The 13245-nt window shown below is 61.3% G+C and carries 9 protein-coding genes and 1 pseudogene; all 10 read right to left on the reverse strand.

Translation table 11 applies throughout. The features are described from left to right. Positions 1 to 12: 12 nt before the first annotated feature. A complete protein-coding gene (gene tssM, locus OKW38_RS04755; RefSeq protein ID WP_429360222.1) occupies positions 13 to 3978 on the reverse strand; it encodes a type VI secretion system membrane subunit TssM in 3966 nt (1321 codons plus the stop codon). A 13-nt stretch (positions 3979 to 3991) separates the two neighbouring features. Then, positions 3992 to 5326, reverse strand: coding sequence for a type VI secretion system protein TssL, long form (gene tssL, locus OKW38_RS04760; RefSeq protein WP_429360223.1), 1335 nt, complete (start codon positions 5324 to 5326; stop codon positions 3992 to 3994). Then, on the reverse strand, positions 5323 to 6672 hold the full coding sequence (gene tssK, locus OKW38_RS04765; RefSeq protein ID WP_429360224.1) for a type VI secretion system baseplate subunit TssK: 1350 nt from the start codon (positions 6670 to 6672) through the stop codon (positions 5323 to 5325). Before tssK ends, tssL begins: the two co-directional genes overlap by 4 nt. Before the next feature lie 5 nt (positions 6673 to 6677). After that, positions 6678 to 7223 carry a type VI secretion system lipoprotein TssJ gene (gene tssJ / locus OKW38_RS04770; protein WP_429360226.1) on the reverse strand — a complete coding sequence of 182 codons (546 nt, stop codon included), beginning with the start codon at positions 7221 to 7223 and terminating at the stop codon, positions 6678 to 6680. Positions 7224 to 7363: 140 nt separating this feature from the next. Next, positions 7364 to 7846 carry an Hcp family type VI secretion system effector gene (locus OKW38_RS04775; protein ID WP_184023663.1) on the reverse strand — a complete coding sequence of 161 codons (483 nt, stop codon included), beginning with the start codon at positions 7844 to 7846 and terminating at the stop codon, positions 7364 to 7366. Positions 7847 to 7955: 109 nt separating this feature from the next. Beyond that, a pseudogene (gene tssC, locus OKW38_RS04780) lies at positions 7956 to 9459 on the reverse strand (type VI secretion system contractile sheath large subunit). 46 nt (positions 9460 to 9505) lie between these two features. Then, the gene (gene tssB, locus OKW38_RS04785) at positions 9506 to 10039 is read right to left on the reverse strand and encodes a type VI secretion system contractile sheath small subunit (protein ID WP_429360693.1); all 534 of its coding nucleotides are present in this window, start codon (positions 10037 to 10039) and stop codon (positions 9506 to 9508) included. Between the two features lie 205 nt (positions 10040 to 10244). Then, positions 10245 to 11924: an OmpA family protein gene (locus tag OKW38_RS04790; RefSeq protein WP_090810692.1), complete on the reverse strand. Its 1680-nt coding sequence runs from the start codon at positions 11922 to 11924 to the stop codon at positions 10245 to 10247. Next, positions 11921 to 12676, reverse strand: coding sequence for a DotU family type IV/VI secretion system protein (locus tag OKW38_RS04795; RefSeq protein WP_429360228.1), 756 nt, complete (start codon positions 12674 to 12676; stop codon positions 11921 to 11923). The genes OKW38_RS04790 and OKW38_RS04795 overlap by 4 nt, the downstream gene beginning before the upstream one ends. Then, entirely contained in the window at positions 12657 to 13220 is a 564-nt protein-coding gene (locus OKW38_RS04800) for a fimbrial protein (RefSeq protein ID WP_090810690.1), read from the reverse strand. The genes OKW38_RS04795 and OKW38_RS04800 overlap by 20 nt, the downstream gene beginning before the upstream one ends. Positions 13221 to 13245 lie beyond the last annotated feature (25 nt).

Raw genomic sequence — 13245 nt, forward strand, 5'->3', positions numbered from 1 at the left:
ATCGAAAAGACGCTACAGCTCGTCGGCGAATGCGGAGCCTGACGACGCGTCCGCTCGCCTTCCCATCGCGTTTCCGCTACCGGGACAACGAAAATCGCGCAGCAACGCCGTGAGTTGCGGTCCTGACTGTCCGCCCGATGTCAGTTCGATGACCGCGTGCCGGTCGTCGAAATTGAAGTCCACCGCCGAGCGGCTCGACGACAACGTCGACGTCACGCGGCCCCGGTCGATCAGACGGAACAGCGCCCACGGACCTTCGGTCATGACGGTCGACGTGTCCGGACGCACGCGCGGATTCGCGGTGAGGCCGGCCATCGAACCGCCGCGCGGCCCCGGCCAGGTGATCGGGGACGTCGTGACCGGACCATGCGCATAGCGCAGGTTTTGCCCGTCGACGTCGATGAGCAGATCGGTAATCTCGGGGTCCAGCGACACGACCTTGAGGCCCGCGTTCCACGACATCCGGGTCGCGCCGGGATCGCGGAAAAATGTCTGACGGATCGCCGCGGCGCGCTCGAACGGTTCGAGGCCCGGTCCCTGCATGGGCGGCATGCCGGGGCTGACCGGCTTATAGCGCCATGGCCGCATGCTCGTATCGACGCGGCTGGCGAGCGTCTTGTGGAAAAAGTCGTCGAGCAGGCCGCCGGCCGCGAACACGCGATTGAAATCGTCGATGTCGACTTCCTGGGCGGTCGCGGCAAACGGATATTTGCCTTCGACAGCACGTCGGCATTGCGCGCCAACGCTCGATTCGACCTGCATCATGAGCAGGGAGCCGACATTGCGGTCCACCTTACGCATCGACTGCGACGCGAGGCCCGCGAGCACGGCCCGAAACGGCGGCGGAAGCTTCTGCGCCTCGAGCTGCATCGTGGAGCCGAGGTCGTCCGTGGGCGGCATGCTGTTGGTGGCGAGCACGTCGCCGGCCGTCATCAATCGCGTGTACTGCTCGTTGATCAGCCCGATGACGCCGCCCAGCTGCAGCACGCCGCTGCCGCCAGGCAGCGCGCTCCCGCTATCGGCCTGGCCGGTCACGACTTCGCGCAGCGCGGCAAAGCGTCTGTCGACCAGTTCACGTTCCATCTTCTGTTGCGCGAGCTGACCGATCGTGGCGGTTGCGGCCACGGCGCTCGCTGCGCGCGCCGCCTGCGAGCGACGCATGATCACGTTGATGGCACTACCGGCGGCCGACGGCTCGTCCGCGCCATCAACGATCGACAGCGACGTCTCGCGCGCGGCCGTTCGCGCGAGTCTCGCCAGCGGCGAATCCGGCGCAGCCAGCGTACGCAGCGTCTGCAAATCGGGCGCCAGGGTGCCTTCGCTGCCGGACATCGGTCTCACGTCGTCGAGAAACTGGCTCCAGTAATTGCCATAGTCGGTCAGGTATTGGCGACGGATATCGTCGGCGAGCCTGTCCTTGCGCGGTGCGTTGCCGTTTGCCATCCGCCGCCGCCGCGCCGATGCATCGGCCTCGCCCATCACCCAGGCGTCCTGTTTTCGCGCCTGCTCGAGAAAATCAGGGAGGCGCTTGTTAAAAACGGCGTGATAGCCGTCGTAGGTATAGAGACCGGGGATACCTCGCGCGAGCGTCGAACCGCCGGCCAGCAGGAACACGGTAGTGGCCTGCGGACCCGCGGCGCTCAGCAGCGTGACGTTCTCGGGCGCCTCGGGAGCCATCGCGTTCATCGCACGTTCGTAGAGCCGTCCGGACGCCGGATTGCGGCCAAGGAACTCGCGCGCGCGGCGCACGAGCTGCGCATTCACCGGTCTTGCCGGCACCGCGGGCACCCCTTCCACGATCAGCGCATCGAGGTGACGCGCCATCACGTTGCGCTCGCCGAGCGATGCGACGCTGTTGGCGTGTTCCCAGTCGCCGAGCACCCATGCCTTGATCGCTTTCGCGTCGTAGTGCGAGCCATCGAACAGCATCAGGTAGACCATCAGCGTGCGATAAACGCCGTCCGCGTCCTGTACGCCGATTTGCGTATCGAGCACCGTTTCGAGCCGGCCGACGACTTGCGGCAGCAGCATCTGTTTCAGCAGATTGTTGTAAGTCTCGCCGGCGGCGGCGCGGATGGCGGGCGCCGTGTAGAGCCCGTAGTGCCATGCGACACCGGGACTGTCGAGGTCCATGCCGTCGAACTGAGGCAGGTCACGCGACGCCGACAGAAGCGTCCCCATCGTCCCGGGCTGCGGCGCCTTCCGTTGCGACAAGACCCGCGCGGCGAGCGCATTGGCCTTGCCATCGATCGCGGCGAGATACTCGCGGTTGTTGCCGAAGCTCACGACGAGCGCACCAATCAGCCACACCGCCACGACGATCGCGAGCAGATGTCCGATAAGACGCAACGCGCGGAAGCGGACTTCCCAGTACAGGTTCGGCCGCACCAGATGCGCTTCGGCCAGGATCACGCGCTGAAACAGATTGCGCAAGAAATAGCCGCGATAGCCGGTAGGCGTCGCGTCGCCGGACGACGGCGAGACCGTATTCGGCGCGGCACCAAATAAACCCGCGAGCCCGCGACGCAGCCGCTGCAAGAGCGTGGAGCTGTCGGCGGACACGGCCTCGTGAGTTTGCGCCGCGCTCGTGAAATAGACGCCGCGCAGCGTGCTGTTCAACTGCGTGTCGTCGTATTTCGAATCGAGAAACACCAGCGCGAGCAATTCATTGAGTTCCGCACACAGGCTACGAAATTCTGACGGCAGCGCATAAAGTTTCTTGCGCAGATCGACCTCGTACACCTCTTGCAGCCTCGTGTTGACGCCGTCTTCGAGTCCCTGCTCCAGCTCACGCATTTCTGCCGCGCAGTTCAGGCGCAGTGTGTCGCGGCCGTGTTGTTCCGCCGCTTCCTGATAAGGCAGTGTGAAGCCGAAAATCTGCGCGCGGCTTTCCGCCGTCAACGACTGGAAATACTCCCCGAAGCCGGGCAGCAGATCGAGCTTCGTGACGAGCACGTAGACGGGGAATCGAATCCCCAACTGCTGGCGCAACTCGCCGAGCCGAGCGCGCATCGACGCGGCGAGCGCCTTTCGTTCGGGCGCTGGGCGCGTCAACAACTCTTCGATTGAAACGACCAGCAACGCACCGTTGATCGGCGCGCGCGGGCGCCGCTTGCGGAGCAGCCCCAGAAGGCCGCGCCACTCGGCCTCGTTCACGCTCTTCAGGTCTTCCGGGTCGACGTCAACCTTCGCGGCGTCTTGCGACGCTGCGTCCTGAACCGTATAGCGGCCAGCGGTGTCGATCAGCACCGCTTCGTTCGCGAACCACCAGTCGCAGTTCGCCGTTTCGACGCGGCTTCTCAGCGACGCCGCGACCATCTGATCCGCCTCCGGAAAATCCAGACCCGAGTTCAGGACCAACGTCGTCTTGCCGGCGCCTGGCGAGCCCACCACCATGTACCACGGGAGTTCGTACAGATAGCGCTGGCTTTCGAGCAGACGACGCAGCCCTGCCGGTCCGCCGCGCATGCGTTTGAGCTTGTCGATGGCCTTCGCGACGACCGCGTGAAGCGCGCGGATTTCGTCTCGTGCGACAGGGGTCGCGGCCGACTTCTTCGTGAACGGGTTCAGAACGCGCTGCAGCAGCACGTCATCGCTGCGCACTGCCCGCCACAGACGATACAGCCCATAGATCGCGTAGCAGGCAAGCAGCACCGAGATCAGCAGCACGCGGGACCATGTGGTGCCGAGTGGATGCGTTTCGCCGAACGCGAGTATCGGTCCGAAATACCAGAGCGCGAGACACAGCAACGCGACGCCGATGACGCCAGGCGACCAGCCGAGCAGCCAGAACAGCAGCAGCAATAACAGCACGACGATCGACAGCGTGCGCGAGAGCACGCTCTCGAGTGGGCGGTAGTCGCCAAATGCAATCAGAGGTCCCACGAACCAGACGGCCACAGCCGTCACGAGGATCGCGGCGAGCACCAGCGTCTGGCGCGTGAGCACAAGTTTCGATAAGCGGTTCAAATAAGACATCAAGGCTTTCCCGTTAATGCGTGACGAAGACTTCCACGCGTCGATTGCGGGAACGACCTTCCGCTGTACTGTTGTCCGCGACAGGTTGTGTATCGCCCTTGCCGACAGCCTGGATGCGATTGCCGGGCATACCGTGCGCCTTCAATACGTCGGCGACGAACGCGGCGCGCCTTTCCGATAGCACCAGGTTGTCAGGAAACTCCGCCGTATGAATCGGCTGGTTGTCGGTGTGCCCGGTCACAGTGACATTGCCGCCGACCCGGACGACCTCCTGCGCGACCTTGGTCAACACCGGATCCAGTTCCGGTCGAATGCGGCTTTGCCCCGGCAGGAACACGTAGTCGCCACGGAACACGACCCGGCTGCTGCTCGCGGTCTCTTCGACGGAGACCAGGCCGCGAGCGATCTCGTCTTTCAGCAAAATCGACAGGCGCAAGCGCTCGTGAACGACCGGAGCCGCGGCCTTGACCGGCTCTCCGATCGCGCTAATCTTCGCTTCCAGCGCATTGCTTTGCGCCAGAAGCCGATACTTGTACCAGGCGAACAGCGAGAACACACATAGCGCAGCGACGCCCGCCGTCGCCCAGACCGGCACGCTTTTCAGCAGCCGCATCCTGCCCGGCTCCTCGCCGCGCCAGTGCGGCGACAGTTCGAGCCGCATCGTGTCCCGCGTGCCGCTGATAAGCGTCAGCATTCGCTGCCGGATCTGCTCCAGATGACGTGGACCGTCCGCGGCAACGCTGTAGCGTCCTTCGAATCCAAGGCTGAGAATGCGATACAACACCTCGAGGACGTCGATGTACTCCTGGGGATCCGTTGCCATGCGGCCGATCAGCAGGAAGAACTTCTCGCCGCCGTCCACTTCTCCTTCGAACTTGAGCAGCAGCCCCCCCGCGGCCCAAATTCCGCCGCTTCCCCAACGCGTGCGGTTGGCGGCTTCGTCGAGCGCGGTGCACAGCGCGTAACGGACAGCCGCCACGTGCTTCCACGGCAAACTCGCTTTGTCGCAGACCTTCTGGAATGCGGCGACCTCACGCACCAGCAGCGAGCGCAAGCTCGCGACCGCAGCCAACGAATCGAGCGAAGCCGGCATGTCCGCCAGCATGCGCAACAAAGGCTGCGCGGCTTCACACAACGGATTGCGCGCAGCCTTCATGCGCTCCAGACGCGTCTGCACTTGTTCCGGCGGATCGAACGCGGCCGCATCGACCACCGGTTCCTGATTGGCGACACCCGCGGTTGTGGGACGCCCAGCGGGACTGGCAGACGGCTGGCTTTGGCCAGAAGCAGAGTTGTCGGGGTTCAACAGAAACTCGAACGCGTCGTCCCCGTATGCGCCGGTACTCATTTTTGACGCACGCCCCACAACTCAAGCTTGAGTTCCGGGAAGTGCCCGGCGACATGCATGGCAAGCCCTCCGTGCCGCGCAATCTGTTCCCAGAACGGTCCGGTACGCGACAGTTCGAAATAGATAAAGCCCGAGTTGAACGGAATCTGGCGCGGAGGAACCGGCAGCGCCGCTACTGTCAGACCCGGCAGGTGCGAACGGATCAATTCCGGCAAGCGCTGCGGATGACTGATCTTCGTTTGGGCAAGAAACTGCTGCTGCAGCAATTCGGAAGGCATCTGCGCGCCCACGGCGAGCACGAGGCTCGAATAACCGGCCAATTCGTTCGGCAGCATGGCGGCCGTACGGATGCCATGCGCCTGCTCCGTAAGCGGAATGGGCTGCGCACCACGAATCAACACCTGGTTCAACAGATAGTGAACCTCCTCGACGAGGGGCCTGATACTGCGGTAGAGCTGCGCATGGTCATAGCCCGGCGCCGCCCGCGGACGCCGCGTTTGCGGACGCACGAAGGTCGAAAGCTCGCCCGCGAAAAGCGCGAGCTCGCGATACAGGGTCACCGGCGCGGTCTCCTCGAGTTGGCAAATATGCTCGAGCAGCGGCTCATAGCGATTGAGCACCTGGAGCAGCAGATAGTCGGCCACTTCGGCCGCCGCGCCCGTACGGCCGTCAGCACCTGACAGACGGGCGGCGAGCGCGTCGGCGCGTAGTCGCGCGAGGCCGTGCAGCTGCATCGCCCATTCGCGCAGCAGTGGATTCGCGCCGTAACCGGTCACGGGCGGAATGTGGTCGGCGCTGTGCAGCGACACGGCGCCGTCGGCGTGCAGCGCCTTCACGCGCGTCAGCGCAAGCCCGATCCACGACTGCGTCAGCTCTTTCTCGGGCAACAGCCGCAAGCGCAGATTCGAGAGTTGGACGGGCTTCGGACCTTGGCCGATCGCGTTGCTGTCGCGCAGTTCGGCGTCGTACGCATGGTAACGGGCCAGCGATCCGCTCTGCTCGGTGAAGGCGGTTTCCTCGGTGTTAGGCAAGCGAAGCGGGACCGCCAGGTAAATCACCTGCTCCTGATGTTCCGGTCCGATCGTCAGTGGGGGCGGGGGCAGCGTCAGGCCAGGCACCTCGAACGGTGTGCCGTCTGGAAATACGCCGAGCCCGCTCTTGAACACCAGCTTGCCGAACGCGAGCGATTCCTGATCGATTTCATAACGGCTGAAGCCCCAGAAAAACGGGCTTAGCGGCGCGCTCCGGCGATGCGCGAACGACTCGAAATACCGCTCCTGCTGCTGAAACAATTGCGGGCGCAGGAAGAGTCCTTCGCTCCAAACAACTTTGCTATACCAACTCATCGAAATTAGTCTGACTTTGAAATCGAAACAGTGCGTTGATCGAGCTGGATCGTCAGCTTCTGTTCCTTGTCTGGAAGAGCCATCCTGTACCATGCGGCGTCGGGCGCGATTGGCAACCGGTAAACCGCGCGCCAGACCGATTTCCCGAGATCCCGGTAGCCGGCCAGCACGCCAATTGCGGTAGTGGCGGGGTTCGACTTCCGGACGATCTGGCGTGTATCGCCCGGACGCAGAATAAATTCGTCAACGACCAGCACGTCGTCGCCAAGGATTTTTTTGTCGTCGCTTTGCAGCGTGAAAAAGTCGCCGGTTTGAAACGCCGTCGGCGACTTCAGTTCGTAGACCCGCACGAGGATCGGCGCCGCCGTTCCCCACTCGTTCGGATTGACGTTCTCGTTTGCCGCGATCTGAAGCCGGAGGGTCGTTCGCTCCTTGACAACGGGAGCCGACGCGGTAGCGCACCCGGACAGCCATGCGCTCGCCCCGCTTAGGGCTAGCCAGCCCCCGATACGCAGCCATATCGCGAAGCGGGAAAAAAAGATCGAAACCATCTGACGATATCAAGGTGATCTCGCACGTCGCCCTGAATGAACCAGGATGCCTGCATCCAGTCGGGCATCCCGGTTAACAACCTTGACACGGCGTCCCGGACAAAAGGGTCGTCGTGCCAAGATTCAGGAAAATGTGCGATTTAGGCTGTGTTCTTCTTGATATCGAAGGTCGCCGTGATCGCACCGCCGCTACCGCCTTGCGCGTTCTGCACCACATATTCCTGCTTCAGGCGAGCAAAGGACAGACGCACCGTTTCGCACGGACGCGATTCACTGTCGCTGACGCCGGACGGATGCACCGAGGTAACCAGCACGTCGTTCATCGTGAATTTGATGTATTCGAGCGGATTACCGCCAGCCTTGCGCACGACGAGTTTGGCTTCGTCGATGTGCTTACCGGTCAGGCAGTATTGCGTCAGGTTGGGCGTTGCACGATCGATGAAATGCTCGAACGTGAAGTCGTCGACCGTGGCTCGGCCAGCGCCACCACCGGAACCAACGTGCATATTCGATTGCTGCGTAACGCCCCACGCCCAGCTCAGAACATCGATTTCGTCCTTGTGGTTAGCGTCTGCCGACTCACCATCGATCCCGTTAATCTTGAGAAAGATGTCTTGCGCCATAAAAATACTCCTTGATACCGATTAGTTTTAAAGATGCTCAATGAAAGTCAGGCATATTTAGTGAGCGCCTGTCCGTCGCTCAATCACCGAATGAACGGTAGACGTCAGGTCAGGCTGCATCCTTCACGAGCGGCAGCTTCGCGACGAGACGCAAAGAAACCGTCAGACCTTCCAGTTGGAAATGCGGACGCAGGAAGAACTTCGCCTGGTAATATCCCGGATTTCCCTCGACGTCCTCGACGACCACTTCGGCCGCGGCCAGCGGTCGACGTGCCTTGGTTTCCTGCGACGAATTAGCGGGATCGGCGTCAACGTAGTTCATAACCCATTCGTTGAGCCATTGCTGCATTTCGTCCCGCTCCTTGAATGCGCCGATCTTGTCGCGCACGATGCACTTCAGGTAATGCGCAAAGCGCGAGCACGCGAACAGATACGGAAGACGGGCCGATAGATTCGCGTTCGCAGTTGCGTCGGGATCGTGGTACTCGATCGGCTTCTGCAACGATTGCGCGCCGATGAACGCCGCGTAGTCAGTGTTCTTGCGGTGAATGAGCGGTATGAAACCACTCTTCGACAATTCCGCTTCGCGGCGGTCGGAGATCGCAATTTCCGTCGGGCACTTCATGTCGATGCCACCGTCATCCGTCGGGAACGTGTGACACGGCAGGTTTTCAACTACCCCACCGCTTTCCACGCCGCGAATCAGCGTGCACCAACCGTAGTTCTTGAACGAACGGTTGATGTTCACCGCCATTGCGTAGGCCGCGTTCGACCATACATAGCGTTGATGATCCGCGCCGGGCGGTCGCCTCTTCGAAATTGAATTCGTCGACCGGATTCGTCTTGACGCCATACGGCAGACGTGCAAGGAAACGCGGCATTGCAAGGCCGATGTAGCGCGCGTCTTCCGAACTACGCAGCGAGTTCCAAGGTGCGTACTCGAGGTTTTGCGTAAAAATCTTCGTCAGGTCGCGCGGGTTGGCGAGTTCCTGCCACGAGTCCATCTGCAGCACGGACGGTGCCGCGCCCGTAATGAACGGCGCATGCGACGCTGCCGCCACCTTTGCAATCGAGCCCAGTAGGTCGACGTCGGCGGGCGTGTGATCGAAGTAGTAGTCGGCGACGAGACAGCCGTACGGCTCGCCACCCAACTGCCCGTATTCTTCCTCGTAAATTTGCTTGAAGAACGGACTCTGGTCCCACGCAATCCCTTTATAGCGCTTCATCGTGCGACGCAGGTCGTCCTTCGACACATCCATAAAGCGGATCTTCAGCTTCTCATCCGTTTCCGTGTTCGCGACGAGGTGATGAAGCCCCCGCCATGCGCTCTCAAGACTCTGAAAATCTTCATGGTGGAGAATCAGGTTGATCTGTTCGGATAATTTGCGATCGATCTCCCCAATAATTGACTCTATGTTTTTGTACGCGTCGTCGGACACCGTTGCCGATGTAAGCAGTGCTTGTTGAGCAAGCGTCCGGACAGCCCCCTCGACAGCCTCGCGCGCGCGCTCAGTTTTGGGCTTGAATTCGCGCGATAGGAGTGCGTTGAAATCGGACTGATTGGTCACGCTCGCCGTTGCCTTGGCGCGCGTGTTCGCTTGAAGTTCGGCCATCATTTCCCCATTGTTTCAGGCTGTGCTTTCGTGCGGAAAGCAAAAATCATTCGTTGGTCACCGGTTCGCCGGTGGATCCCGCTTCCGGCTTTGGCGCCTTTGCGAGCGCCTCAAGTAACGCTGGGTCTCTCAACACCTTGCTGACCAGGTTTTCCGCGCCACTTTTGCCATCCATATACGTTTGCAGATTGGCGAGTTGCGTACGCGCCTCGAGTAGCTGCGCAAGCGCGTCAACCTTCTTTGCGACGGTTGCGGGCGAGAAGTCGTCCATGCTTTCGAACGTGATATCGACCATCAGATGACCTTCGTTCGTCAGCGTGTTGGGCACCGCGAACGCGACACGCGGTTTCATGGCCTTCATTCGCTCATCGAAGTTCTCGATGTCGATATCGAAGAACTTACGATCGCCGACGGCGGGCAACGGTTCGAGCGGCTTGCCCGACAAGTCGGCGAGGACGCCCATCACGAACGGGAGTTCGACTCTCTTTTCCGAACCGTAAATTTCGACGTCGTATTCAATCTGGACGCGGGGGGCACGATTACGTGCGATGAATTTTTGAGAACTGGTAAAAGCCGACATAGTGCTCTGAGGTTGTTCGCTCAAGTAAAAGAAGGAGCGGCGACACCGCTCGCTTTCGTATGAAATACGCAAGCTGAAGATGTTATGTCTCGGAGCAGCGCGGCGATATGGGCGGTTGCCCAAAAGTCTGTCCCGTTCGCAAAAGCGAGGCCGGGTTGGCGTGCGCGAACGCAGGCTCCCAGAGGGCTACCCGCGACGAGTACTTTCAGTGCGTGCCTGAATCGGGAACAACGGTGATTTCGACACGACGATTCATTTCGCGCCCCTGACTAGTTTCGTTGCCGGCGATCGGCCGGGTATCGCCATACCCCTGAATTGCGAAACGTGTGACGGGCAACGTAGCCGTGTTGACGAACCAATCGCGGATGGCCCGCGCGCGTGCCTCGGAGAGCTTATGATTCGCGACGCTGGCACCCACGTTGTCAGTATGACCCGCGATGAGAATTCGCTTGTCGGGATTCGCGCGAATCAGATCGAGAACCGTGTGGAGCCTTGGCTCTGCACCTGACTTGAGCGTCGTCTTGCCGCTGTCGAATAACAAGAGGCTGTCGATCGTCACAGCAAGGGGCGGGGAATGCGCGGCGATCGTCGGGGAATGCGATGTCGCGGTCACGCGTTCAAGCGCGACTTGCAACTGCTTGCCCCGATACAGTCCCCAGCCGAGCCCGGTCGGCACACCGTTGCTCGCATAACGAGCCAGCTCGGCGGATTGTCTGCGCAACGATTCGAATCGCTCACGCTTCGTATCCGCGCGGGCTGTGGGTATATGCGTGTAAGCCTCGAGGTCGTCGGCGACTCGCGTGACCAACCTGCTGTTCGACCATGCGGAGACACCAATCGACACCATCAGGACGACCGCTGACGCAGCCAACGCGTGCAAGCTTCCGGAATACGACCGGGCCCACTCGCTCTTCGAAACCCGGAATCTGTCGTTCCGCGCGATGGTCGTAAGTAAAGGCAGAGACAGCGGCTTCGGTTGAGCCCTCGGCCTCGTCAGCAGCGGCCGCAGCGCGGTCTTGCCGGTGAGCCATCGCGTCCATGCGCCTGGACGCATCGGTGGGTGTCCTATGTCGGCCAACAGCAAGCCGCGCAGCGAGAACGGCGCGGTGTTCGCGAGCGATGAAAGTATCGATAGCAGCGCCTCATCTTCTAGCCAGTCGAACACTGCATGCCCCAGACCCGCGCGCGACGCACGTTCCGGGTGGGCGACAGCGAGCCAGGCCTGATCCAGCTGTTGCCTGAGCGCTTGCACATGTTGCCGCGCGGTTGCGGTCGCGGGTTGCATCGTCGAGATACTCATGGCATCGCCGAACCAGACCGGTTCCACTGCGCGGTCGCTATTCGAGCCGAGGTACGCGTAGATCGCGATATAGCAGGGTAATACGAACGCCCGGGGACCGATGCAAGCGTCGATTTGATGCTTCCAGCGGGAAAATTCGCGGCGAATCACAGCATCGTCGCACTCACCGTCGGGAACAACGGGCATCAACACGGCATCCGGCGGACGTTGATGCGACTCCATCACCGTGGCCAACACGCTGGACAACTGCTGCGGGGACCGGACACGCAACCACAGCGCATCACCGTTACGTCGCAGTGCGGATGTCTGGCCATCGCGTGCAAACAACGCGCCGGCATGCGGCCCGACGACGAGAACGATCGATAACTGACGCACGTTCCCGAGCTGAAAATCCTGATCCTCGTGAGTCGGATGCGATCGCCCGTAAGCTGGCAAAACGGCGGCGCCCACCCCCGTCAACAGAACAAGACTGAGCACAACAAGCCACGATGGTTGGAGAGCAAGCGGCAAACATAGCCATATCAGTCCAACTACGGAGACAGCGATCCAGATCAGCGCCGCCCGGTAGCTGTTTCCGGAAATCATTGCGAACGCTCCGTCTGCATAGGACTACTCTGCGGCGACGACGTTTGAAGTAGACCGCGCGTCGCAACGTCCAGACTAAGGTCCATCGCCGTCCATAGTGACGCGATGGCAACCGCACCAGCAATCACCCCGCCGGCGATTCTGCGTGAATGTGAGATGCGTGACACGTCCGACGGCCGAAGCGAATTGGTCGGTGGCATGGCGTTATCCGGTGCGTCGGGTATGGAGAACGCCGCCTTATTACGCGGATGCCCGTTCAACGCCGATTTCGCACGCTCCAGATATGCGTTGGCGTTTTCGCGTCCGCCGTCGAAGCCCAGCCCCAGCAACATGGTGTAGAACTCAAGTCCGGCGGGGTCCGGATCGCCGCCGTCCACCACCGCCTCGATCCGGTGCCATACCCATGCGGCGCCATCGCGCACGCCATGAAAACGCATCTGCAGCGGGTCACGCAACCATTCCTCGCGCTGCCTGGACGGCAATGCATGCAACGTCAGTTCATCTAGCAGAACGCATTGTGCGAGGCTGACTTCCCGGATGTCCGTTGCCGGAAAAGTTCGATCCAGCATTTGCTGCTGTAGCGTCTCGACCAACGTACTGCAACGCGCGCGCCAAAAAGGAATAGCCGGCAGCTCCGCGCCGTCGGACAGCAGTGCTGCATGCAACGCAGTCGCTCGCATGAGCGCGACTGTTGAGTCAAACATAATAAGAAACGTATTCGCGCCGGCACCCTCAGGGCATTTCGACGACATAGGTGACGAATGTATTGACGGTGCCAGCCGTGGCCCGACCGGTTGCATAGTAGCTGGCAATGAACTTCACCGGCGTTGGATCCGTGGACGTGATCGGAACGACTCTCATCGTAGACCGGTCGCCGACCTTGATCCGCGATCCGTCCTCATTGGCCAGCATGACCTGTACATTCGTTGCCGACGCCGCCCCGCTCGCATTCTGCAGGTCCAGATTCCCGGTGTTGGGATCGGTCGACGAACCGCTCTCGAAATACACGCGCGCCCCCGTTACACCGCTTGGACATTGGATCGTGATGGTAAAGAACTTTGAGCCGCGATCTATAGCTCCGGCCGTCGGCAGCGATTGCGTCGAAAGCGTCGGCAACGTGACCGTCATGTCGGGCGAACTCACCAGCGCACACGTCGTCGCGTTATAGGTGCCACTAAAATTGAGCGTGACCGAAGGCGAGCCTTGCGCATGTACGCAAACCGATCCCAACAGTGCACCTGCGATCAATCCGGAAATTAGTCCGGCAATCCGAAAGTATCTACAAATATTTTTCATTTTCTGACCTCTACTGTCGGCGGAA

Origin of the sequence: Paraburkholderia sp. MM5496-R1 (assembly GCF_050436205.1) — a bacterium.
GTDB lineage: Bacteria > Pseudomonadota > Gammaproteobacteria > Burkholderiales > Burkholderiaceae > Paraburkholderia > Paraburkholderia tuberum.